The sequence below is a fragment of the Sphingomonas sp. P3_C6 genome (genome assembly GCF_056402595.1).
Map to the genome: position 1 here is coordinate 16339 of NZ_JBFUHB010000001.1, position 24026 is coordinate 40364.

23 protein-coding genes are annotated in these 24026 nt (G+C 67.6%); 3 read left to right on the forward strand and 20 right to left on the reverse strand.

What is annotated here, in order from left to right:
* Positions 1-3 precede the first annotated feature (3 nt).
* From AC1DT7_RS00075 to AC1DT7_RS00125, 11 genes are all read right to left on the reverse strand, one after another.
* Positions 4-540: a demethoxyubiquinone hydroxylase family protein gene (locus tag AC1DT7_RS00075; protein WP_478033385.1), complete on the reverse strand. Its 537-nt coding sequence runs from the start codon at positions 538-540 to the stop codon at positions 4-6.
* Entirely contained in the window at positions 537-1043 is a 507-nt protein-coding gene (locus AC1DT7_RS00080) for a disulfide bond formation protein B (protein WP_478034221.1), read from the reverse strand. Before AC1DT7_RS00080 ends, AC1DT7_RS00075 begins: the two co-directional genes overlap by 4 nt.
* Before the next feature lie 118 nt (positions 1044-1161).
* On the reverse strand, positions 1162-2493 hold the full coding sequence (locus tag AC1DT7_RS00085) for a S41 family peptidase (protein WP_478033387.1): 1332 nt from the start codon (positions 2491-2493) through the stop codon (positions 1162-1164).
* A 94-nt stretch (positions 2494-2587) separates the two neighbouring features.
* The gene (locus tag AC1DT7_RS00090) at positions 2588-3790 is read right to left on the reverse strand and encodes a murein hydrolase activator EnvC family protein (RefSeq protein ID WP_478033388.1); all 1203 of its coding nucleotides are present in this window, start codon (positions 3788-3790) and stop codon (positions 2588-2590) included.
* A 4-nt stretch (positions 3791-3794) separates the two neighbouring features.
* Entirely contained in the window at positions 3795-4217 is a 423-nt protein-coding gene (locus AC1DT7_RS00095) for a 23S rRNA (pseudouridine(1915)-N(3))-methyltransferase RlmH (RefSeq protein ID WP_478033389.1), read from the reverse strand.
* Positions 4218-4326: 109 nt separating this feature from the next.
* Positions 4327-4737 (reverse strand): ribosome silencing factor, encoded by a 411-nt coding sequence (gene rsfS, locus AC1DT7_RS00100; RefSeq protein ID WP_478033390.1) that lies wholly within the window; start codon positions 4735-4737, stop codon positions 4327-4329.
* Positions 4738-4745: 8 nt separating this feature from the next.
* Complete coding sequence (locus tag AC1DT7_RS00105; RefSeq protein ID WP_478033391.1) at positions 4746-5363, reverse strand: nicotinate-nucleotide adenylyltransferase; 618 nt, start codon at positions 5361-5363, stop codon at positions 4746-4748.
* Positions 5360-5641 carry a type II toxin-antitoxin system RelE/ParE family toxin gene (locus tag AC1DT7_RS00110; protein WP_478034223.1) on the reverse strand — a complete coding sequence of 94 codons (282 nt, stop codon included), beginning with the start codon at positions 5639-5641 and terminating at the stop codon, positions 5360-5362. The genes AC1DT7_RS00105 and AC1DT7_RS00110 overlap by 4 nt, the downstream gene beginning before the upstream one ends.
* Complete coding sequence (locus tag AC1DT7_RS00115; RefSeq protein WP_478033392.1) at positions 5641-5898, reverse strand: CopG family ribbon-helix-helix protein; 258 nt, start codon at positions 5896-5898, stop codon at positions 5641-5643. Before AC1DT7_RS00115 ends, AC1DT7_RS00110 begins: the two co-directional genes overlap by 1 nt.
* Positions 5899-5935: 37 nt before the next feature.
* Positions 5936-6970 (reverse strand): aldo/keto reductase, encoded by a 1035-nt coding sequence (locus AC1DT7_RS00120; RefSeq protein ID WP_478033394.1) that lies wholly within the window; start codon positions 6968-6970, stop codon positions 5936-5938.
* A 141-nt stretch (positions 6971-7111) separates the two neighbouring features.
* The gene (locus AC1DT7_RS00125; protein ID WP_478034224.1) at positions 7112-8377 is read right to left on the reverse strand and encodes a glutamate-5-semialdehyde dehydrogenase; all 1266 of its coding nucleotides are present in this window, start codon (positions 8375-8377) and stop codon (positions 7112-7114) included.
* Between the two features lie 79 nt (positions 8378-8456).
* Between AC1DT7_RS00125 and AC1DT7_RS00130 the strand changes: the two genes are divergently transcribed.
* Complete coding sequence (locus AC1DT7_RS00130) at positions 8457-9527, forward strand: DUF3667 domain-containing protein (protein ID WP_478033395.1); 1071 nt, start codon at positions 8457-8459, stop codon at positions 9525-9527.
* Positions 9528-9537: 10 nt separating this feature from the next.
* On the opposite strand, the gene AC1DT7_RS00135 is transcribed toward AC1DT7_RS00130, so the two are convergent.
* Positions 9538-9909 (reverse strand): hypothetical protein, encoded by a 372-nt coding sequence (locus tag AC1DT7_RS00135; RefSeq protein WP_478033396.1) that lies wholly within the window; start codon positions 9907-9909, stop codon positions 9538-9540.
* Between the two features lie 138 nt (positions 9910-10047).
* Between AC1DT7_RS00135 and AC1DT7_RS00140 the strand changes: the two genes are divergently transcribed.
* On the forward strand, positions 10048-11766 hold the full coding sequence (locus AC1DT7_RS00140; protein ID WP_478033397.1) for an Hsp70 family protein: 1719 nt from the start codon (positions 10048-10050) through the stop codon (positions 11764-11766).
* Positions 11763-14096: a J domain-containing protein gene (locus AC1DT7_RS00145; protein WP_478033398.1), complete on the forward strand. Its 2334-nt coding sequence runs from the start codon at positions 11763-11765 to the stop codon at positions 14094-14096. The genes AC1DT7_RS00140 and AC1DT7_RS00145 overlap by 4 nt, the downstream gene beginning before the upstream one ends.
* 187 nt (positions 14097-14283) lie before the next feature.
* Here the strand turns inward: AC1DT7_RS00145 and AC1DT7_RS00150 are convergent, their stop codons facing one another.
* The 8 genes from AC1DT7_RS00150 to AC1DT7_RS00185 all read right to left on the reverse strand — a co-directional run bounded on the left by AC1DT7_RS00150 (position 14284) and on the right by AC1DT7_RS00185 (position 23902).
* Positions 14284-14682: a DUF2200 domain-containing protein gene (locus AC1DT7_RS00150; protein ID WP_478033399.1), complete on the reverse strand. Its 399-nt coding sequence runs from the start codon at positions 14680-14682 to the stop codon at positions 14284-14286.
* Between the two features lie 79 nt (positions 14683-14761).
* On the reverse strand, positions 14762-16708 hold the full coding sequence (gene ftsH / locus AC1DT7_RS00155; RefSeq protein WP_478033401.1) for an ATP-dependent zinc metalloprotease FtsH: 1947 nt from the start codon (positions 16706-16708) through the stop codon (positions 14762-14764).
* Positions 16709-16786: 78 nt separating this feature from the next.
* Positions 16787-17830 carry a tRNA lysidine(34) synthetase TilS gene (gene tilS, locus AC1DT7_RS00160; protein ID WP_478033403.1) on the reverse strand — a complete coding sequence of 348 codons (1044 nt, stop codon included), beginning with the start codon at positions 17828-17830 and terminating at the stop codon, positions 16787-16789.
* Positions 17831-17884: 54 nt separating this feature from the next.
* Positions 17885-18898, reverse strand: a complete 1014-nt coding sequence (locus AC1DT7_RS00165) for a hypothetical protein (RefSeq protein ID WP_478033404.1) — start codon at positions 18896-18898, stop codon at positions 17885-17887.
* Positions 18899-18959: 61 nt separating this feature from the next.
* Positions 18960-19934, reverse strand: coding sequence for a helix-turn-helix domain-containing protein (locus tag AC1DT7_RS00170; RefSeq protein ID WP_478033405.1), 975 nt, complete (start codon positions 19932-19934; stop codon positions 18960-18962).
* A gap of 109 nt (positions 19935-20043) precedes the next feature.
* On the reverse strand, positions 20044-22314 hold the full coding sequence (ptsP, locus tag AC1DT7_RS00175) for a phosphoenolpyruvate--protein phosphotransferase (RefSeq protein WP_478033406.1): 2271 nt from the start codon (positions 22312-22314) through the stop codon (positions 20044-20046).
* A gap of 81 nt (positions 22315-22395) precedes the next feature.
* On the reverse strand, positions 22396-23418 hold the full coding sequence (gene ruvB, locus AC1DT7_RS00180; RefSeq protein WP_478033407.1) for a Holliday junction branch migration DNA helicase RuvB: 1023 nt from the start codon (positions 23416-23418) through the stop codon (positions 22396-22398).
* Positions 23419-23422: 4 nt separating this feature from the next.
* The gene (locus AC1DT7_RS00185; RefSeq protein ID WP_478033408.1) at positions 23423-23902 is read right to left on the reverse strand and encodes a hypothetical protein; all 480 of its coding nucleotides are present in this window, start codon (positions 23900-23902) and stop codon (positions 23423-23425) included.
* Positions 23903-24026: the final 124 nt, after the last annotated feature.

Here is a 24026-nt window from a genome sequence, read left to right on the forward strand (position 1 = left end):
CCGTCAGACGCGTTTCGCGGTTGCGATCGCCGCCTTGCAGCCGAGACGGATGAGACCGCTCAGCAGGGGATAGGCCGGCGCCCGCTCGGCACCGGAGGCGAGCGCGGTTTCGCGGTGCTCGACCTCCTCCGCCTGAAAATCCGCAATCGCCGCCGATAGTTCCGGATCGCTGTCGCCCAGCAGGGCGAGCTGTTCCGAATAATGCTTGTCGATCTCCGTCTCGACCGCGGCGGTGCAGGCCATCGCCGCCTCCGGCCCGAGCGCCGCCGTCACCGCGCCGAGCGCGAAGCCGGCGACATCCCAGAAGGGCTGGAGCAGGGTCGGGCGAACGCCGCGCCGCGCCATCATCGCGTCGAAAAAGGCGCGGTGGCGTTCCTCCTGCCCGGCCATGCCGGCGATCTTGCGCGCGGCCGGCGTGCGGTCGCCCATCACCGCGAGCTGGCCGGCATAGATGCGCGTCGCGCCATATTCGCCCGCCTGATCGACCCGGATCATCGACCGGGTCGCGCGCTTCGGGTCGCCTGGCCGCCAGCCGTTCATCGCGCAAAGGCCGATGGCGTGCGCGGGCGGCGCAGCAGCCACAGGACGGCAAGGCCACCGGTGAGCGAGATGATCGCGTTGAAGCCGGCGAGCGAGATGCCGAACAGGGTCCATTGCGCCACGTCGCAGCGCACGACCGGCGCATCCATGATGCGCTTCAGCATGTCCTCGACCGAGCCGCCGCTGCCCTGCATCGTGGTGCTGCACGCGGTGATACCCTGCCACCAATGATATTCGACGCCGGCATGGAATACGCCGATGGCGCCGCTGACCAGGATCGCGATCGCCGCCAGCGCGACGAGCCCGCGCTTGAGGGCCGCGCCGGGCACCACGAAGGCGAGCACCGCCAGCGCGATCGCGGTGTAATGCGGCCAGCGCTGCCAATGGCACATCTCGCACGGGAACAGCCCGCCGATGAACTGCGACCCGAGCGCGCCGGCCATCAGCGCCGCCGGGATCAGCAGCGCGAGCAGGCGTGCGGTGGGGAAACGGTCCCTGGTCATCATTCTACCTCGTCATGCCGGACAGGTTCCGGCATCCATCTTTCAACAAGCGCCGTCATCGGTCGTGGCACGATGCGTTCGAGCTTTGGCTTTCCGGGGCGACGGGCAGGGAAAGGGCTCACTTCTTCGCGACCGCCGCCACCTGCGCCGGCGGCGTGGTGCCGAGCCGGGCGAGGGTCTTCAGCGCATAATCGAGCTGGAAGTCCTCGATACCCTTGGCCTTGAGCTGCTCGGGCGTGGCGGCGAAGCGCGGATCGGTCTTGGTGTCTTCCTCGAGCACCGAATTGTCCGCCTTCACCTCGTTGATCAGGTGGCGGCGCAGATCGGCCTCGCGGAACACCGGGCGCGCCTTGTAATCGGCGTCGGAGATCTGCGGCACCTTGATGTCGGGCTCGATCCCGCCTTCCTGCACCGACCGGCCCGACGGGGTATAATAGCGCGAGGTGGTGAGGCGCAGCGCGGTATTGTTGCCGAGATCGAGCACGGTCTGCACCGATCCCTTGCCGAACGAGCGTTCGCCCATGACCAGCGCGCGGTGATGATCCTGCAGCGCGCCGGCGACGATCTCCGACGCCGATGCGGTGCCGGCATTGGTCAGCACGATCACCGGCAGGCCGCGGGCATAATCGCCGTTGCGCGCATAGAAGCGCTGGATGTCGTTCTTCTCGCGGCCGCGCTCCGACACGATCTCCCCGCTGTTGAGGAAATTGTCGGCGACGCTCACCGCCTCGTCGCGAAGCCCGCCGCCATTGTCGCGCAGATCGACGATATAGCCGAGCGGCGCATGGCCGAGCGACTTCTCGATACCGAGGATCGCCGCCTTGGTCGCCTCGCCGGTATTTTCCGAGAAGGTGTTGATGTTGATGATGCCGATGCCGTTCTTGACCTCCCACTTCACCGGCCTCTGCACGATCTTCTCGCGCACCATCGACACCTCGATCGGCTTGTCGCGGCCGGGGCGGATCAGGGTCAGCGCGATCTTGCTGCCGGGGGGGCCGCGCATCTGGGTGATCGCCTCGTCCAGCGTGTCGCCATAGATCAGCTTGCCGTTGATGTGCGTGATGTAGTCGCCCGACTTCACCCCGGCACGCCAGCCCGGCGTGTCTTCCTGCGGGGAGATGACCTTGACCGCGCCGTCCTCCATGGTGACCGTCAGGCCGAGGCCGCCATAGCTGCCGAGCGTCTGGATGCGCAGATTGTCGTAGTCGAGCCCGGTCTCATAGGCGCTGTGCGGATCGAGCGCGGCGAGCATGCCGGAAATGGCGCCCTTGATCAGCGTCTTGTCGTCGACCTTGTCGACATAATCGACCTTCACCCGGTTGAAGACATCCATGAACTGGTCGATCTCGCGATAGGTGCCGCTGTCGACCGCCGCCATCGCGCTGGTACCGATGGGGATGATCGCAAGGACCGCGGCGATCGCGGTGGCCTGAAGAAGTGCACGTGACATAAGCTTTTACCCAAACCGGTTTGCGGGCATCGTAGCGATCAAATGCCGCGGATGAAAGCGTAGCGCGGCTGAACCGGAGGTGAGCGGCGCAGGTTCATCCGAGCAGCGGCGTCATGTCGACCGGCCGGTCGCGGCGGCGCAGCTCGATGGTGACGCGCGGATCGTCGCCGGTGCCGGCCCGGCCGATCGGCGAGCCCTGCGCCACCGTCTCCCCCACCCGAGCCGAGACGGCGCCGAGCCCGGCGATCAGCGAGGTCCAGCCGCCGCCATGGTCGATGATCACGATCGTGCCATAGCCGCGAAACGGGCCGGCATAGGCGATCCGCCCAGCCGCCGGGGCGATCACCGCCGCCTGGGCCGCGCTGGCGATGGTCAGCCCGCGCGAGCGCACGCCGGCATCGGACAACTCGCCCAGCCCGGTTACCACCCGTCCCACAACGGGAAGCTTGTAGGGCGGCGTGCCGGCCGACCAGGACAGGGTTTCGACCGGCGAGGCTACTTCCCCGGGGCGCGGCGGGCGCGGCAACGGGCCGGGCAACGACTGGAGCTGTTCCCGAGTCGTCGCCTGGTTGCCGAGCTGGTCCATCAGGTCGACGATGTCGCGGGCGCGCTCGCCCAGCGCGATGGCGCGGTCCGATTCGAACAGGGCATCGCGCCCGAGCGCGCGCGAGCGCAGCCGGTGCTCGGCCTCGAGCCGGGTCAAGGCGAGGCGCTGCTCCTCAAGGCGGGTACGGCTCTCGGCCAGTGCCCGGGTGGCGAGCGAGGCGCTTGCCTGGAGCTGGCGGGTGCGGGCTAGATCGGCACGGACACCGGCGGTGCGCGCGCGGACCACCGGCAGGGTGCTGGCGAGCACCGCGCGGACATGGACGATGTCACGGACCGAGCCGGGCTGGACGATGCTGATCAGCGCCGGCCGCCGGGCGAGCGACTGAAGCGCCGCCATCAGCCGGGTGACGGGACCCTGGCGTTCGGCGAGGCGCCCGCGCTGATCGGCGAGCAGGCGGCCGATGATCGCAATGCGGGCCTGCCCGGCGGCGATATCCGCCTCGGCCTGCTGGATTCGTGCGGCGACCGCGGCTTCCTGCGCCCGCGCCTGGGCTGCCTCATTCTGCTCGCGTGCCGCCGCCTGTTCGAGCTTGGCCGAGCGCGCGGCGGCGGCGGCGGATTGCCGCTTCGCCTCGACCAGGCGCTGGCTCTGCTCGGCTGCCGGCGTCTGGGCGGATGAGGCCATGACGACGCCGCCTGCCGCGAGCGCGGCCGCCGCTGCCCATCCGATCTGCCACCCCGCCCCGCGCATGGGCTCACCCTTCGCGGTGATAGGGATGATTGGCAAGGATGCTCGTGGCGCGCCACAATTGCTCGGCGAGCATCGCCCGGGCGAGGAGGTGCGGCCAGGTCGCCCGGCCGAAGGACAGCAGCAGATCCGCACTGGCGCGCTGGGCGTCGTCGAAGCCGTCGGCCGCCCCGATCAGGAAGCGCGCCTCCCGCACGCCCCCGTCGCGCCATTTCTCCAGCCGGTCGGCAAAGACGCGCGACGGCAGCACCTCGCCGGTCTCGTCGAGCATGACGATGCGGGTGCCAGGGTCGACCGCGGGCATTTTGCCGCCGGTATCGGGCAGCTCCGTCAGCTTCACCGACCAGGCGAGCCGCTTCACGTAACGATCGACCAGCTCGGCCTCGGGCCCGCGCCCGATCCGACCGCGCGCGACGATATGGAGCAGCATCTCAGCCCCCTACCCCGTTCGCCCTGAGCTTGTCGAAGGGCTGCACTTTCTTTCAACGATCGAAAGAAAAGAACAGTACTTCGACAAGCTCAGCACGAACGGAAGATGATTACGCGTCGGGCATCGGCGGCGCGGTGTCCGGGGTCAAAGGCGGCGCGTCGCCGAACGCCCACATGCGTTCGAGATTGTAGAAGCTGCGCACTTCCGGGCGGAACAGGTGGACGATCACATCGCCCGCATCGATCAGCACCCAGTCGGCGGTCGGCAGGCCCTCGATCCGGGTGATGCGGCCAAGCTCGCCCTTGATCTTCTCGGACAGCTTCGACGCCATCGAGGCGACCTGGCGCGTCGAGCGGCCGCTTGCGATCACCATGTAATCGGCGATGCTGCTCTTGCCCGCCAGCGGGATCGAGATGGTATCGACTGCCTGATCGTCATCGAGCGACGCCAGGACGAGCTTGTGCAGCGCCTCCACCTCATCGGGGTCGGTCGCACGCACAACGGGAGAAGATGAAGCCAAGACGGTTCCTATATCGAGGGTGGGGATGGCTCTGACGGCGCAAAACGGCGCTGCCAGGCGGGATCGGCCAAACGAAGCCGGGTCGCAGAAGTCGGGTCGGGGCGGAATCGCAACAGCACGAGTGCCGGCATTCTCCACTTCGTCCAGCTCTTTGCCTGGTCCACGGGCCGGATGAAGCGCCGCAACCAACCCATCGCGGGGGCCGCGTGGGCAGGGCCGTCATAGCCCGGACGGGCGACGACCGCAATCGGAACCTCGCGCGCTATGCCGCGCCAGTCTTTCCACCGGTCGAACTGGGCGAGATTGTCCGATCCCATCAGCCAGATGAAGCGCTTTTTCGGATAGCGCCGCTTGAGCCCGCGGATCGTATCGATGGTGTAGCGGGTGTGCAGATCGAGCTCGATCGCGCTCGGCCGGATCGGCGCATGCCGCGCCATGCGCCGCGCCGAGGCGAAGCGGATCGCGAAGGGCGCCATGTCGCTTGCCTCGTCCTTCAGCGGATTGCCGGGCGAGACGAGCCACCACACTTCATCGAGCCCGAGCGCGCGGATCGCGGCGAGGCTGATCGCGCGGTGCCCGCCATGCGCCGGGTTGAACGAGCCGCCGAGGATGCCGATGCGGGTCATTGGGCAAGCCAGTCGGTGGCGCCATGCCTGACCCGGCGAATCTCGATATCGGTGCCGCGCACGGCGTAGAGCAGCACGAACGGCGTATGCCGGACGCTCCATTTGCGAATGCCAGAGCCCATCACGGGCCGGCCGATATTCGGGCTACCGAGCAGAATCGACGCAGCGCCGTCGATCCGGTCGACGATCGTCTCGGCAAGGTCGGGGTCGATGGCGTCATAATAGTCGGCGATCGCAAAGACATCGTCGCGGGCTGACCGCGACCAGAGAATGCGCATCAAGCGGCGCGCTTCCTGCCAAGCTTCCAGCTCTTGATATCGGCGATCATTTCCTCATGCGTAAGGTAGTCGCCACGATCGATCGCCTCCTCGCCTTCCTTGATGAAGGCGAGGAACTCGACCTCCTCCCGCACATAGCGCTCGACCGCCTTGGCGACGAGCCAGGCACGCGTGCGCTCCTGGCTTTCGGCCAGCGCATCGAGGGACTTCAGCGTCTCTTCGTCGAGACGGGCGGTGATGACGGCGGTCTTGCTCATGTATTCTATGTATACATCGAATACAGGGGAGACAAGCTCACCCGCGCGGCGGCTGCTTCAGCGCACCGTCGCGATAGGCGCTCTGCAGATCGAGCATCCAGCCGGGATATTCGGCTGGCAGTTTCGACACCGCATCGAGCGTCGCCAGCTCCTCGGCGCTCAGCACGACCTTCGTCGCGCCGAGATTGTCGTCGAGCTGGTCCTGCCGCTTCGCCCCCACGATCACGCTGGTGACGTGCGGCTGGTGGAGCAGCCAGGCGAGGGCGACCTGCGCGACCGAGACGCCGTGCGCCTTCGCAATCGGCTCGAGCGTGTCGAGCACCCTTTCGCCGCGCGCCTCGTCGACCGGTGGGAAGGCACGCGTGGCGCGGCGCCCTTCGGTGTCGCCTCCGCGATATTTGCCCGAGAGATAGCCGCCGGCGAGCGGGCTCCACACCATCAGGCCGAGCCCTTCCGACGTCATCATCGGCACCAGCTCGCGCTCCAGGTCGCGGCCGGCGATGGTGTAATAGGATTGCACGCTCTGGAATTTCGCCGCGTTCAGCCGCTCCGCGATGCCGAGCGCCTTGGCGATCTGCCATGCAGCCCAGTTGGATACGCCGACATAGCGGACATGGCCCTGGCGGACGAGATCGTCGAGCGCACGCACCGTCTCCTCCATCGGCGTCGCCGCGTCGAAGCCATGGATCTGGTAGAGATCGATATGATCGGTGCCGAGCCGGGTCAGGCTCGCCTTGACCTGGTCCATGATGTGCCCGCGCGAATTGCCGCGGTTGTTGAGCCCGTCGCCCATCGGCCCCATCACCTTGGTGGCGAGGATGACATCCTCCCGCGTCAGGCCGAGATTCCTGATTGCCTGGCCGGTGATCTGCTCCGACAGGCCCTGCGAATAGACGTTCGCGGTATCGATGAAGTTCACGCCGGCATCGACCGCGGCCTTGAGCAGCGCATCGGCCTCGTCCTGCTGCACCTGGCCCATATAGGCGAAGAAGCCCTCGCCGCCGAAGGTCATGGTGCCCAGGCACAGCTCGGAGACGAACAGGCCGGTGCGGCCGAGCGGATTATAACGCATGCTGGAATCCCTTCGTCGGTGCCACTCCCATCGGCGCCGGGGATATGCGTATCGCCCTTAGGAGCGGCAATGGGTCTATTGAAATAAGCCGGCGAAGATCGTGGCGATGTATAGCCGCTTCCCCGGCGAAGGCCGCCCGCTCTACGGCCTGGTCTGGCCGGTGCCGCGCACGATCCACTTATACGTCGTCAGCCCCTCGAGCGCGACCGGGCCGCGGGCGTGGAGGCGGCCGGTGGCGATGCCGATCTCCGCGCCAAGCCCGAATTCGCCACCATCGGCGAACTGGGTCGAGGCGTTCCACAGCACAATCGCGCTGTCGACGCCGGCAAGGAAGCGGTCGGCCACCGCCTCGTCCTCGGCGACCACCGCGTCGGTGTGGTGCGATCCGTGGGCGGCGATATGCGCCATCGCGCCGTCGACGCCATCGACCATCGCGACCGAAGCGATCGCCTCCAGATATTCGGTATCCCAGTCGGCATTCTCGGCGACACCCGCCGTCGGCACCAGCGCGCGGATCGCGGCGTCGCCGCGCACCTCGCAGCCGGAATCGGCCAGCGCCGTCACCAGCGCGGCCGCGTGCGGCCAGGCGCGATCGATCAGCAACGTCTCCATCGCGCCGCACACGCCCGTGCGGCGCATCTTGGCGTTGACGGTGATCGCCTCGGCCATCGCCCGATCGGCCGAGGCATCGATATAGACATGGTTGATGCCGTCGAGATGCGCGAGCACCGGCACCCGCGCCTCGGCCTGGACCCGCGCCACCAGGCTCTTGCCGCCGCGCGGCACGACCAGGTCGATCGCGCCCTCCGCCCGGAGCATCGCGCCGACCGCAGCTCGATCGGTGGTCGGCACCAGCTGCGCGGCATCGCCCGGCACGCCCTCGCGCTCCAGCCCGGCGACCAGCGCCGCGTGGATCGCCCGATTGCTGCCGATCGCTTCCGATCCGCCGCGCAGGATCACCGCATTGCCCGACTTGATGCACAGGGCCGCCGCATCGGCCGTCACGTTTGGGCGGCTTTCATAGATGATGCCGATCACGCCGATCGGCACCCGCACGCGGCGCAGCACCATGCCATTGGGCCGGCGATTCTCGTCGATCAGCTGGCCGACCGGATCGCGCAGGCCGGCGACCGCCGCGACACCGGCGGCGGTCGATTCGATTCGCCCGGCATCGAGCATGAGCCGGTCGAGCATCGCATTCGAAAGGCCGGCGGCCTCGGCGCGCGCCATGTCCTCGGCATTGGCGGCGGCGATCGCCGGCGCAGCCTCGCGGATCGCCTCGGCAGCCGAATCGAGCGCCCGCGCCTTGACGACGCTGGACAGGCCGCCCAGCACGCGGGCGGCAGCGCGGGCGCGGCGGCCCATATCGGCGATCAGCGCCGTGGAATCGGTTTCAGCATCGGGCATGACGGCGTGGCTACCACGTCCGGCAAGCAGCACGAAAGCGCTATCGCCTTTTGCCCCGCCAAGATGATATTCGCGCTGCATGAACGGGGGAATCGAAGCAGCCGGCGACATCGCCACAGGAGCCTTGATCGGGCGCGCGGTCGAACCGCATGCCGGGGAGGGCCATGGGGGTGGCGCCGCGCATGGCATATGCCTCAATTGCGGCAACGCACTGATCGGTGAATTCTGCCATGCCTGCGGCCAGGCCGGCCATGTCCATCGCTCACTCGCCTCGATCGGGCACGACCTGCTGCACGGCGTGTTCCATTTCGAGGGCAAGATCTGGCGCACCCTGCCGATGCTGGTGGCGCACCCCGGCGCGCTGACCCGCCGCTATATCGCCGGCGAGCGGGCGCGGTTCGTATCGCCGCTGGCGCTGTTCCTGTTCTCCGTCTTCCTGATGTTCGCCTCGATCCACACCTTCGATGGCGATATCGCGCCTCCCGGCGCCGTAAGCCCGGAAAAGCGGCAGGCGCAGATCGCTGAGATCGACGCGCAGCTGGACAAGGCCAGGATCGAGCTGAAAAAGGCCGAGGCCGCGCACCGGAACGACGGCATCCCGGACGGCGACCTGATCGCAGCCCGCGCGGTGGTCAGCTCGCTCGCCACCACCAAACAGGGACTGGTGCTCGGCACGGATGCCGTACCCGATGTCAAGTTCCGGTCGAAACTCGGCCTTGCCCCCCTGCTCGAACATGGGATCAAGAAGGCCAAGGCCAATCCGGGCCTCGCGCTCTACAAGCTCCAGTCGAGCGCCTATAAATATTCCTGGGCGCTGATCCCCATATCGGTGCCGTTCGTGGCGCTGCTGTTCCTGTGGCGGCGGCGCTACCAGTTGTACGACCACGCGATCTTCGTCACCTATTCGCTGTCCTTCATGACCTTGCTGGTGGTGGTGCTCAGCCTGGCGGCGACGATCGGCGTGTCGGGGTCCCTGATCGTCTGGGTCGCGCTGCTCGCGCCGCCAATCCATATGTTCGCGCAGCTGCGCGGTGCCTATTCGCTGCGCAAGCGATCCGCCCTGTGGCGCACGGTGGCGCTGCTGATCTTCTCGGCCTTCGCACTCGTCGCGTTCGTCATGCTGCTGCTGGTGCTCGGCCTGATGAAATGACCGCGGGTCTTCAGGGACAGGGGTACCGCTTGTCCATGAAGCTGTAGAAGGCGGTCTTCACGCTCATCATGCGTTTCCGGGCCGGGATGGTCTGGAAGGACGCGATCAGGGTGTCCGAATCGATCTTGGCCTGGCCCTTGGGCGGCGGGCAGCTGCGCGGCTTCGCGCCGGACGCCTTCGCCGAATCGATCTCCGTGCGATAGGAATCGCCGGCCGCCTTTATCTCCCCGCGCAACAGGCCGAGATCGGACGACAGCATCGCCGCCATGCCCTTTGCCTTGAGCGCCGCCGCCTTGGTGAGGAATTCGTCCACCGTCATAGCCTGGGCGGCCACCGGCAGGACCAGCAGCGCCAGCGCGCCCCATATCATCGATCGACGCATCCCCATCCCCTCCATCCGCGTACCCCGTTGATGGGGGCCGATCGCGTGAACCGAAAATGAACTGAAAGACCCGCCTCAGGCAATCCGGTGCTTCACCGCCGCGAGCCGTGCCGTTATGCGATCACGACAGGCGGGATGATGCAGGGACTGACGGATACGATGATCATCGGAATCGATCTCGGCACCACCAACAGTGCCGCCGCGGTGTGGAAGGACGGCGCGGCGACGCTGATTCCCAACCGTCTCGGCCAGACGCTCACGCCGTCCGCCGTCAGCATCGACGACAATGGCACATTGCTGGTCGGGCTCGCCGCGCGCGACCGCCAGGCGAGCCATCCGAGAGCGACCGCCACCGCCTTCAAACGCTATATGGGCACCAGGCGTACCACCCGGCTTGGCGAGCGCGACTATAGCGCCGAGGAATTGTCGGCATTGGTGCTGCGCAGCCTGAAGGAAGACGCCGAGGCGTATCTGGGCGAGCCGGTCACCGAGGCGGTGATCACCGTGCCTGCCTATTTCAACGACCAGCAGCGCAAGGCCACCCACCGCGCGGGCGAGATCGCCGGGCTGCGCGTCGAGCGGCTGATCAACGAGCCGACCGCCGCCGCGCTCGCCTACGGCATCCACAATCTCGACCAGGAGGCGCGCTTCTTCGTGTTCGACCTGGGCGGCGGCACCTTCGACGTGTCGATCGTGGAGATCTTCGAGGGCATCATCGAGGTCCGCGCCTCGACCGGCGACAACCAGCTGGGCGGCGAGGATTTCAACGAAGTGCTGATCGGGCTGATGCGCGCCCGCTTCGCCGAGGACTGGAAAGCGTTCGAGCGCGACGACGCGCTCTATCAGAAACTGCGCGAGGCGACCGAACGCGCGCGCCGCGACATGTCCTCTGCCCCGTCGGCGACGATGCGGGTCGTGTGGCGGGATGCGCCCTATGAAGTCGAGATCCAGACGGCCGAGTTCGAGACCCAGGCGGCCGCGCTGATCGAACGGCTGCGCGAGCCCGTGCTGCGGGCGCTGCGCGACAGCAATCTGCGGCCCGAAGGCCTGTCCGACATCATCCTGATCGGTGGCGCGACCCGCATGCCGGTGGTGCGCCGCGCGGTCGCGCGCATGTTCGGCCGCTTCCCCAATGCGACGGTCAACCCGGATGAGGCGGTCGCGCTCGGCGCGGCGGTGCAGGCCGGATTGAAGGCGCGCGATTCGGCGCTGAAGGAAGTCGTTGTCACCGATGTCTGCCCCTATTCGCTCGGGGTCGAGGTAAGCCGCCAGCTCCCCGGTGGCGCGTTCGAGCACGGCCTGTTCGCGCCGATCCTGGAACGCAACACCGTCATCCCGGCCAGCCGGGTCCACACTTTCTCGACCCTTCACGCCAACCAGACCGAGGTGGTGTTCGGCATCTACCAGGGCGAAGGCCGGCTGGTGCGCGATAACGTCAAGATCGGCGAGACGAGGGTGAAGGTGCCGCGCGGCCCCGCCGGCGAGCGGATCGACGTGCGTTTCTCCTATGACGTCAGCGGGCTGCTCGAAGTCGATATCCTGGTCGAGAAATCCGGGCTGCGGACCCAGTTGCTGATCAACGACGATCCAGGCGGCGGCGATCAGGCGGTCGCCGAACGCCGTGCCGCCCTGGCCGCGCTCAAGACCCATCCGCGCGAGGACGAGCTCAACCGCGCCGCGCTCGCCCGCGGCGAGAAATGCTATGAGAATTTCCTCGGCGACGAGCGCGCGGCGATCGATTTCCTGATCTCGCAATTCCAGCGGGTGCTGGACGGGCAGGATCCGCGCGCCGTCGAGCATGCGCGGCAGGAATTCCATGACGCGCTCGACCGGATCGAGGGCGAGCGCTTCCTGTGAAGAGCGTGTGGGATCTGCTGGAGATTCCCCCGGGCAGCGACCGCGACACCATCCGCCGCGCTTATGCGAAGAAGCTGCGCGTCACCCAGCCCGAGGACGATCCGGAAGGCTTCAAACGGCTGCGCGAAGCCTATGAGGCTGCGCTCGACCAGCATGATTATGCCGTGCGCTGGGCCGAGTTCGACGACCATGAGGAGAGCTGGCCCGGCGAAGTGGCAGCGGAACCGGCCGCGCTCGACTGGGGCGCTGCCCCAAAGCCCGTCACCATGGCCGAACCGACCGACGCCGGTGTCGAGCCGGAGATCGATGCGATGCTCGCCGCGCGCGAGGAAGAGCTCGCGGCGCTGCGGGCGGCGATGGACGGGCTCGACACCGCGCTGCGCGGGCCCTGGCGGCCCGCCGACGCGGTGCTCGAAGAACGGTTGAAGGATATCCTCCGATCGCCCGCCATGGGTGAGATCCGGGTTCGCGACGATGTCGAGCCATGGCTCGCCGACCTGCTCGCCTCGACCATTCCGCATAGCGACGCGGTGCTGCTGCAATCGATCGAAGCATTCGGCTGGGGCCGCGACGGCCAATATGGGCGCGGCGTGAGCTGGTCGGTCTCCGTGGTGCTCGGCCGGCTCGACGAATGGCGGATCATCGAGGGGCTCAACCATCACAGCCATGCCTATCATGCCGCCTGGCGCTCGCTGACCCGGCCGCCCGGCGCCTGGTGGTCATGGCGAATCGCCGCCTTCAGGCCGAACGTGATCGGCGGGGTCGAGACACTGCTGGGCGAGCATGGCGACGTCGCCCCGGGCCTGCACCATTCGTTCAAGGCCGAATCGGTCGAACGCTGGAAGAGGTTTCTCGCCAAGCCGCGCCTGACGCTCGGCATGCTGGCGATGATCCCGATCGTCTTCCTGGCCACCCTGTGGCTCGGCTATGCCGTTGCCGGATCGGGCGTGGTCGGCCAGGCCTGGGTGATCGGCGGAACGGCGGCGATCGGCTTCGCGACGCCATTGATCATCCTCTTCACCCTGTCGCGGTGGCGATTGCGATGGCAGGCGCGGCCGGCCCCTCCGCGCTGGCAGCGCGAAGGCTGGCTCGCCGCCTATGCAGCCCTTGCCCTGATCGCGATGCTGCTGCCGCGCCCGTCATGGCCGGCGCTGATCGCGCTGCCCGCCATCCTGGTCGCCGCCTGGGCCTATGTCGCCGCGCCCCGCACCGAGCCGGGGCCTCTGGCATTGGGCCGGAGCGTGACCATGGTCGCCGTGGCGGTTTTTTTCAGTTTCGCGGCGCTCGACCAGCTGACCCCCGCCGAAACATTCGCGATCGGGACCATGGCGGCGCTGCTGGTCTATCTGCGTCTGGCGGCATGGCCGGCGACCCGGGTCGCGATCGAGAACCTGCTCTGGCAGCACCGCGAATGGATCATCCTGGCGGGTGTCGTGGCGGGCCTTGCCGCCGCCGGCGGTATCTGGTGGCTGCGCAGCCTGTGGCAGCCGACGCCGATCTTCTACCCGGTCGCGCTGGCGGCCATCATGCTGGCGCCGCTGGTCGGGGCACCGCATCGCGGCCCCGGGCCGTCGCGCGTGATCGCCTCCACCTTGCTGTTGCTCGCGTTCTTCTCGGCCCTGGGCGCCTCGTTGCCGTCGAACGCCCCCGGTGGTGCCGCCGGCAGCGCCGCCGAGGCCGACATGGCGCGGATGGAGACTGAAATCCCGGGCTTTTCCCAGGTCAGGCGCGGCAATCCGGCGCTGTTCGACGCCATCGGTGCGGTGATGGTGCGCTATCGCAGCGGCGGCATTACCCGCGATCGGGCCAATGGCGACATCGCCGGCCTGGTCAACGCGGCATTCCGCGAAAGATTGCCCGACGCACAGACCCGGCTGCTGGTCGAGTGGCTGGGCACCCGGCTGGATCGGCTCAAGGCACTGCGCAAGACCGCACCCGCCCTGTGCGCGTCGGCCGAGGCCCCGTTGGACGATGATTCGGTGCCGGAACCGATCAGGCAGCGGGCAAGGGCGCAGATTTATGAAATCGCCGCCAGCCCACCGGCATCGCCGGAAGAACTCAGGGCGGGGCGGCCCATCACTGGCGCCATGCTTGCCCGCCGCGCGTCAGCCGCGCTTGGCGTCGATCCGAAGACGCTGTTCGACCGGCTTGACGGCAAGCGCGGCGACATGGCCGCCTGCGACGCGCGGATCGCCTTCACCCAGGCGATGCTCGACAGCGACCGGGGCGACGATATCGCGGCGACGCTGCGCCAGGAGTTGGGGCGGACGCGGGATGCGAAGCCGGCACCTTCGCGCGGGAAGGCGCAGCCGGCTCTCACGCGTAGCTGAGCGGGCGCCTCGGCGCATCGATTCTTCTTTTCGCTCCCCGGCGAAGGCCGGGGCCCAGTTGGGAAAGCAGAAGTAACGGAGCGCGACGACGGTCGTTGCCGTCCCCCAACTGGGCCCCGGCCTTCGCCGGGGAAGCGAGGGAGGAAGAGCCTTGGCTCGCCGCAGGTTCGATTTGCCGCATGCCCCACTATCCCCGCAGGATCTTCTCCATCGCCCTGCCCTTGGCGAGTTCGTCGACGAGTTTGTCCAGGTACCGGATTTCCCGCATCACGGGTTCTTCGATCGCCTCGACGCGGACGCCGCAGACTGTTCCCGTGATCAGCGTCCGCACGGGATTCATCCGGGGCGCCTGCGCGAAAAAATCCTCGAAACTGACCTTATCGGCCAGTTGCCCGTCCAGCGTCTCCTGGCTGTGCCCGGTCAGCCAGCAGAGGATTTCATCGACCTCGGCTTTGGTGCGGCCCTTCTTCTCGGCCTTGGCGACATAATGGGGATAAACGCTCGCAACGCTGACGGAATAGATGCGGTGCTTCGTCATGCCTCCTCCATCCGTCCCATGCAGGCTCAGGTGAACGCCGATCTTCAACGCCGACGCGTCAAAAGAAAAGGCCGGCGATCGCGTGATGCGATCACCGGCCTGAACCTTTCAATCTCAAAGCCCGGTATCAGGCGCCCTGCGGCGCCGGATTGCCGAACGGGCCCTTGGGGCGCCGCGTGCGCGGGATCGAGGTGCCGGCCGCGGGCAAAATCGGTGCCTTGGGGCCATTGTCGCGGTCGATCGAGTTGCCGGCGATCAGCGCCTTGATCTCCTCGCCGGTCAGCGTCTCGAGCTCGAGCAGCGCACCGGCGACCGCATGAAGCTGATCGACATGCTTGGTAATGATCTCGGTCGCCCGCTTGTGGCCACCTTCGACCAGGCGGCGGATTTCGCCGTCGATCGCCAGCGCCGTCTCGTTCGACATGTTGTGCCGCTGGGTCTGCGAATAGCCGAGGAACGTCTCGCCCTGCTGCTCCTCATATTGGAGCGGCCCGATCGTGTCGGACATGCCCCACTGAGTCACCATCGCACGGGCGAGCTTGGTCGCCTGCTTGATGTCGCTCGACGCGCCCGACGATACCTTGTCGTGACCGAAGATGACTTCCTCGGCGACGCGGCCGCCCATGACGGACGCCAGATCGGCGAACATCTTGTCGCGGTGATAGGAGTAGTTATCGCGCTCCGGCATCGACACGACCATGCCCAGGGCACCGCCGCGCGGGATGATCGTCGCCTTGTGGATCGGATCGGACGCCGGCTCGTGCACACGAACCAGGGCATGGCCGGCTTCATGATAGGCCGTCATGCGCTTCTCGTCGTCGGTCATGACCAGCGACTTCCATTCGGTACCCATGATCACGCGGTCCTTGGCGATCTCGAACTGCGCCATGGCGACGAGACGCTTGCCGAGCCGCGCGGCCATCAGCGCCGCCTCGTTGACGAGGTTGGCGAGATCGGCACCCGACATGCCCGGCGTGCCGCGCGCAAGCGTGCGGGCGTCGACGTCGGGGGCCAGCGGCACCTTCTTCATATGGACTTCGAGGATCTTCACGCGGCCCTCGATATCGGGCAGCGGCACCGTCACGCGGCGGTCGAAGCGGCCCGGACGCAGCAGCGCGGGATCGAGCACGTCGGGGCGGTTGGTCGCCGCGACGATGATGATGCCCTCGCTCGCCTCGAAGCCGTCCATCTCCACCAGGAGCTGGTTCAGCGTCTGCTCGCGCTCGTCGTTTCCATTGCCCAGGCCGGCGCCGCGATGGCGACCGACCGCGTCGATCTCGTCGATGAAGACGATGCACGGCGCCGACTTCTTGGCCTGTTCGAACATGTCGCGCACGCGGCTCGCGCCGACGCCGACGAACATCTCGACAAAGTCGGAGCCCGAGATGGTGAAGAAGGGCACGCCTGCCTCACCCGCAATGGCGCGGGCGAGCAGGGTCTTGCCGGTGCCGGGCGAGCCGACCAGCAGCGCGCCCTTGGGGATCTTGCCGCCGAGGCGCGCAAACTTGGTCGGGTCCTTCAGGAACTCGACGATCTCCTGCAGTTCCTCGCGTGCCTCGTCGATGCCGGCGACGTCGTCGAAGGTCACGCGACCTTCCTTCTGGGTCAGCATCTTTGCGCGGCTCTTGCCGAAGCCCATCGCGCCGGAGCCCGAACTCTTCTGCATCTGGCGCAGAACGAAGAACGCAATGCCGAGGAACAGCAGGAACGGCAGCGACTGGACCAGCAGATACTGCCAGATCGGCGGGCCTTCCTCAGGACGCGCGGTGATCACGACGCTCTTCTCGCGAAGGCGATCGGTCAGGCGCGGATCCTGCGGCGCATAGGTGCGGAACTTGGTGGTGTCCTTCAGCGTGCCGGTGATGACCTCGCCCGCGATGTTGACCTCCTGCACCGTGCCGCCCGAAACCTTGTCGAGGAAGGTCGAATAAGGGATCGTGCTGCTCGCCGCCGGCTGGGTGCGGCCGTCGATCAGCGTCACGAACAGCGCAAGTGCGACGAGGATGCCGACCCAGATCAACAGGCTCTTCATCCAGGGGTTGCCGCCCTCCGGCTGCTTGTCATTCTCGTTCATGAGTGTCGGATACCTTTCAGCGCCCAAGATAAGCGGTGCGAAGTTAATGGCAATGGAACAACGCCATGCTTTCGTTGATCAGTGTGATCGACGCGGCGGGGCCTCACGGAAATGCCACACATCGCCCTGCGCCGAGGCCATCACCTCCGCCTGGGTCGCCGCCTTGCCCGACTCCAGCGCATCGAGCAGGGATTCGATATTGGTGGCGCGCGACCAGCCCTTTGCGCCGCCCCTGGCCTCCAGCACCTGCTCGATCGCCATCCGGGCGAGATAGCGGCGTACCGCACGGGGCAGGCCGGCGACGTCGATCCTTGCCTCATAGACGCTCGCGGGGAGCGTCCGCGCTTTCCAGAGCCATTCGCTGATCGCGACCATATCCGCATCTATTTCAGCGAGATAGGCCGCCGAGCGGCCGATCTGCGCCGGGTCGATCCACGGCGCCCCGGCGAGCAGCCGGCGGAACCGGGTCCGGTCGAAACGATCGTCGTCATTGCTCGGATCGTCGACGAACGGCAGCCCGATCGCCTCGGCCAGCGCAACCAGTTCGCCATGCCGCCAGCCGAGCAGCGGCCTGACCAGCACCAGCGATGCGTGCCAGAAGAGGAAGTGCGCTTCCCCGTTCGCGACCGATGTCCTCACATCGATTTCCTGCCGCGCCCGGACCGCCGCCAGCCCCGACAGACCCGCACCGCGCGCCGCGCGCATCAGGAAAGTTTCGGCCTGATCATCGGCATGATGCGCCGTCGCCAGTGCGACAGCGCGCGAATCGACCGCCCAGCGGCGGAGCAGCGCATAGCGTTCCTGACGCGCCCAGGCCTGGATATTGTCGCCTGTCTTGGGCGGTGCGGCGATACGCAGCGTCTCGTGCGGGATGCCGGCCCCGCCGCACCAGCGCGCGACCATGGCCGCCTCCCCGGCGGATTCGGGCCGCAAGCCGTGATCGACCGTCGCCGCGATCACCTGGCCGGGGAAAGCTGCGGCGGCCAGCGCCAGCATCGCCATGCTGTCCGGCCCGCCGGATACCGCCAGCGCGATTCGCTCGGTCGCCTCGGGCATGCGCCCCAGCACCGCCTCGGAATCCCTTCGAAACCGCTCGATCGATGCAGGGTCCGGTGCGCTCAAGCGCACATGCTTAGCTGGATCCCGGCCTGCGCCGGGATGACCCGCGGGCGCGGGTCACTTGCACTTCGCCTCGGTCCGGCCACGGGCGATATCGGCCTTCATCGTCGCGCTGATCTTCGCCTCATAGACGTCGCTCAGCTCGCCATAGACCTTGCAGGCATCGGCCGGCTTGCCGAGCTTCATCAGCGCCTGGGCGAGGTAATAGAGGCTGTCCGGCGCCCGCTCGCCATCGGGCATCTTCTTGTAATTGTCGTAGAAGGCGATCGACGCGAGCGAGGGCTTGCCCTCGTCGAGATAGGAGCGGCCGATCAGGTTCTGTGCGTAGCTGGCGCGCTTGTGCTTGGGATAGGTCGCGACGACCTTCTTCAGCTGCGCCTCGGCTTCGGGGTAGAACTGCCCCTGCCAGAGGCGATAGCCGTAGAGATAGGCGTCCTCGGCCGGATCGTCGCTGACCGGCTTCTCGATCGCCGCCAGTTTCTGTGCCCGCGCCGAATCCCTTGGCGTCGCCGCCGAAGGCGCAGGCGCGGTTGCGGGTGTCGCGCCTGGCCTGGGCGTCGTCGTGGCCGGCGGCCTCGATCCCGGCTGAGGCGGCGTGAGGGTGCCGGCGGGCGGCGCCGTCATCGGGCCGGTGCCGGCGACCGGGCCTGTGCCGGTCGAGGAGGCATTGTCCTCGAGCACCCGCAGGCGCGCATCGACCGTGCGCTTATAGGCGTTGAACGCATCCTCGACCTGCTGGAGCCGATGCTGGTTGGTCTCGATCTGGCCGGTCATGCCGGTCATCTGCGATTCGAGCGCGTTCACCCGCGCATCGAGATCGGCGACCGGGCTGCCCGCCGGGCTGCCGGGGATTTCCTGGCTCTGGGTCGGCGCGGTAATGTCCGGCTGGACATATTGGTCGCGCCCGCCGGGGAACACCTTGCGCTGCACGGCGCGCATCTCGCTTTCGAGCCGGCCGACACGGCCTTCGATCGCCGTCTGGGCATAGGCGGCGCCAGGCAGCAGGCCGGAGCCGGCGACCAGCATCGCCGCCGTCACCATCGTTCTCGTCATCATTACAAACTTGCGCATAGACACCCCCCGGTGTGGTGAACGTCCGGGTATAGCTGACACCGTCATCCTGTCGCTATCCTTAAGGTGCCGGAGTTGGGTCGGCCGCCGGCGCGAAGGCCGGTGGTGGCGCCGCTGCGGTCGGCGTCGCACCCGGCGCCGTCGCGGCCGACGTGCTGCGCGCGCGCGGCGTTGCCCGTGGCGACGGTGTCCGGGTTCCGGTCGGCTCCGTCGCTGCGCCCGTCGCGCTCGCGGCGGGCGTGGACGATGCGGTCGGCAGCGGCGTGCCGCTGGCACGCGCCTGAAGCGCGGCGGCGCCGATCGGCACGTCCTTGATCGCCACCTTGCCGTCGCCGAGCGGGGCGACCAGCGAGCCGTTCAGCGTCACCTGCAGCTTGTCGGGCCGGCCGATATTGATCATCGGATTGTTCGCATCGACCGGCACGTCGTAGCGGTCACCCGGCTTCAGCGTGTTTTCGTAGAGGGTCGTGCCGGTCGCGTCATAGACCCGCATCCAGACATCGTCGGTCGCGGTCAGCGTCACATGCCCGCCCGTCGCCGGGGTCGGCGCGGTTGCGGGGTTGGCCTGCGCCTCGGCGCTGTTCTCGGTCGGGGCCGGGGTGGGCGCGTCCTCGCCGCGGAACAGGCTGGTGCCGTACCACAGGCCGACCGCAATCAGCAGCAGCACCGCCACCACACCGCCCAGCACGGCGAGGCCGCTGGTCGGCACGCGGGTCGATTCGGTGATCTCATATGCTTCGTAATCGGTGCGCCGCACCGCCACCTGGTCGTTCTGGCCACGAACGTCGCGCGCGATCGACACTTCGTCGAGGCCGACCGCCCGGGCATAGGCCTTGGCGAAACCCACCGAATAGGTGATCGACGGCAGCGCCGCGAAATTCGACGTTTCGACCGCTTCGAGCTGGCGGATCGGAATCCGGGTGCGCGCCGCGATCTCGGCAAGGGACAGGCCCTGCGCCTCCCGCGCCTCGCGCAGGCGTTCGCCGGCGGTCTTGGGAAACAGAGTCGCTTCTTCGCCGGAATCGGTATCGGTCATGCTTGTCTCCGGCGAGCAGGGTGCGCCCTATATGATTTGCCTGCGCCGCGATGTGTCTCACAAAGGGACCGCGCCAAGTCAACGGCCTCCGCGTCCGCCCATCACACTATCATGCCAGTTCGACGCCGCTTTTTGCCGCCCAGGCAGTCAATGCACCGCGCATGTCGCGCGGCGGCCGGGCAAGCAGTTCGTCCATATAGGCGACCAGCGCAGCCCGGTCGAGCGAGCGGACCATCGCCTTGATCGGCCCGACCGCCGCCGGGGTGATCGACAACCGGTCGATGCCGAGCCCGATCAGCGCCATCGCTTCCAGCGGCCGCCCGCCCATTTCGCCGCATACCGCGAGCTGAACATTCGCCCCGCGCGTCGGCGCAACCAGGCGCTTCAGGAAGCGCAGGATCGCCGGGCTGAGCCAGTCATACCGCTCGGCCAGGCGCGGATTGGCGCGGTCGGCGGCGAACAGGAACTGGGTCAGGTCGTTGGTGCCGACCGACAGGAAATCGATATTCGGCAGCAACAGGTCGAGCTGCTCGGCCAGCGCCGGCACCTCGAGCATCGCGCCATAGCGAATCTCGGCCGGCAGCTTGCGCCCGCGCGCCGCCATCCAGTCCCGCTGCGCCTCGAACAGGGCACGCGCCTCGTCGAACTCCCACGGTTCGGAGACCATCGGGAACATCACGTTGAGCGTCCGCCCCGACGCCGCCTCGAGCAAGGCGCGCGCCTGCACCTTCATCAGGCCCCCGCGATCGAGCGCGAGCCGGAGCGCGCGCCAGCCCATCGCCGGATTCTCCTCGTCGGCATCTTCCTTGTTGAGATAGGGCAGCGCCTTGTCGCCGCCGATATCCACGGTGCGGAAGATCACCGGCCGGTCGCCCGCCGCATCCAGCACATCGCGGTACAGCCGCTGCTGCCGCTCGCGCGCCGGCAAGGTCGCCGAGATGAGGAACTGGAATTCGGTGCGGAACAGCCCGATGCCGTCGGCGCCCGTCACGTCGAGCGCGGCGACATCGTCGCGCAGGCCGGCATTGACCATCACCGTCACCCGGTGATCGTCCCGGGTGATCGGCGCTTCGGTCTTGAGCGCGGCGAAGGCGGCGCGGCGCTTCTGGCGCATCTGCAGCTTGGTCTCGAACACCTCCTCCATCGCGGAGGAAGGCCGCGCGAAGACGGTGCCTTCGGTCACGTCGAGCAGCAGCAGGTCGCCCTCGCCGATCAGCCGGCGCACGCTCTTCACCCGGCCGAGCACCGGCACGCCCATGGCGCGCGCGACGATGGTGACATGCGCGGTGAGCGACCCCTCTTCCAGCACCACCCCCTTCAGGCGCCGGCGGTCATATTCAAGCAGCTCCGCCGGGCCGAGATTGCGCGCGATCAGGATCGTGTCCTGCCGCAGGCCCATCTGCGCCGCCGTGCCCATCTGGCCCGAGACGATGCGCAACAGCCGGTTGGACAGGTCCTCCAGGTCGTGCATCCGGTCGGCGAGCAGCGGATCGTCGATCTGGCGCATGCGCATGCGGGTGCGCTGCTGCACCCGCTCGATCGCCGCCTCGGCGGTCAGGCCTGAATCGATCGCCTCGTTGATCCGGCGGCTCCAGCCCTCGTCATAGGCGAACATCTTGTAGGTCTCGAGCACCTCGTCATGCTCGCCGCCGACGCCGAATTCGGCCTGCGCCGCCATGCGCTCGATCTGCTCGCGCATCTTGTCGAACGCGGCATAGACGCGGTGGCGCTCCGCCTCGGTATCCTCGGCGACGGTATGCTCGATGGTGATGCGCGGCTGGTGATAGACCGCATAGCCCGATGCCATGCCATCGACGAGCTTCAGGCCCGGCACCCGCATCGCCGCGGTCGATTGCGGACGATCGGACGCGCCGCCGCCCGCATCGGCCAGGTCGGCATTGGCGATCAGCTCGCTCAGCACCATGGCGACGGTCTGCAGGGCTTCGATCTCGACATCGTCATATTTATGGGGATCGGCATGCTGAACGCACAGCACGCCCACCGCACGTTCGCGTCGGATGATCGGAACGCCGGCAAAGCTGTGGAATTTATCCTCGCCGGTTTCGGGCTTGTAGGCGAAGTCGGGATGCGAGGCGGCCTCGTCCAGGTTCAGCGTCTCGACCTCTTTGGCGATCGTACCGACCAGCCCCTCGCCCATCGCCAGCTTGGTGACATGGACCGCCTCCTGCGCCAGGCCGCGCGTGGCGTAGAGTTCGAGCACACCGTCGCGCAGCAGGTAGATCGAGCAGACCTCGCTCGACATCGCCTCGCCGACGATCTGCACCACCGAATTGAGCTTCGCCTGCGCCGCGGTGCGCGACGCCATCACATCGTGGAGGCGGACGAGGATTTCACGAGCTGAGGCGGCGGCGGTGGGCATGCCATCGCGCTATCAGATTGTGAGGGGCTGGGCCATAATGCTGCGCAACATGGTTGCGGTTCGTCACAATGAGGCAATCCCTCAGTCGAACAGGCCGTCCTGGCTGCTCGCCGGCGGGTTGAGACCGAGATGCTTCCAGCCGCCCGCATTGAGCATGCGCCCCCGCGCCGTGCGGGCGATCAGGCCGAGCTGGATGAGATAGGGCTCGATCACTTCCTCGACCGTGTCGCGTGGCTCGCTGAGCCCCGCCGCGAGCGTTTCCACCCCGACCGGCCCGCCGCGATAGACATCCGCGATCATCATCAGATAACGCCGGTCCATCGCGTCGAGGCCGAGCTTGTCGACCTCCAGCCGGTTGAGCGCCGCGTCCGCCGCCACCGCATCGACCGTCTCGCGCCCCGCGACATTGGCGAAATCGCGCACCCGCCGCAGCAGGCGCCCGGCAATGCGCGGCGTGCCCCGCGACCGGCGGGCGATCTCGTGCGCGCCATCGGGGGCGACATGCAGGCCGAGCAGAGCCGCCGCCCGCGTGACGACCTTTTCCAGCTCGTCGACGGTATAGAAATGAAGGCGCACCGGAATGCCGAACCGGTCGCGCAGCGGCGTCGTCAGCAGCCCCTGCCGAGTCGTCGCGCCGACAAGGGTGAAGCGCGGCAGATCGATCCTGACCGAGCGCGCCGACGGCCCCTCGCCGATCATCAGGTCGAGCGCACGATCCTCCATCGCCGGATAGAGCACTTCCTCGACCGCAGGGGCCAGGCGATGGATCTCGTCGATGAACAGCACGTCGCCATCCTCGAGATTGGTCAGCAGCGCGGCGAGATCGCCCGACTTGGCGATGACCGGCCCGGACGTGGCGCGAAAACCCACGCCCATCTCGCGCGCGACGATCTGCGCCAGCGTCGTCTTGCCGAGCCCCGGCGGACCGAAGAACAGCACATGGTCGAGCGCATCGCCGCGCGATTTCGCCGCTGCGATGAAGACGCGCAGATTCTCGCGCGCCGCCTTCTGCCCGACAAAGTCGTCGAGCGACTTCGGGCGCAGCGCCGCGTCGATATCCTCGGGCTTGCGTCCGGGCGTGAGAAGGCGGTCTGAATCGGTCATGGCCTCAGATCAGGCCCTGCTCGCGCAACGCCTGCGCTCCCCCGATCGCTTCGCGAACGGCGGTACCGACCGATTCGGGCAGGGTCGCCTGAACATAGGCATACACCGATAAATGATCCTTCAGACTTAGCCGCGGCCGGGCATGGATTTCGACGCCCCCGTTTCGCAGGCTGACATCCACATGCCACAGCTCGGGCTCGAACGTCTTGATCGATTTGGCACCCGATTCCCGAAAGGCGCGCCAATCGGTGCTGCGTGACTTGGTAAGATCGCGCGCATCTTCGTGGCTGAACTCCATCAGATGCCGGATCGTTGCTTCGCCGAGATCCGACTCCGACACATCCTTGGGGAATATGGTGATCGATTCCGTCTCGGAGATGCCCGCGACGGAACAGATGAAGTATCGGTCGCGATACTGGTAGATGCGGGCCACGCCCACTTTCGAGACGAGGGACGGCATCGGGGCGAGTTTCAGCCAGCTCATGCCGTACCGACGAAAGCGGCCCACCCATCGATGCGGGCGGACATGATGGGGCGGTCGCTGTCGGTCACCGAGCGGCGATAGCGCGCCGATACTGGCGGGGGCAAGGCGCACGCCGTATGGAAAC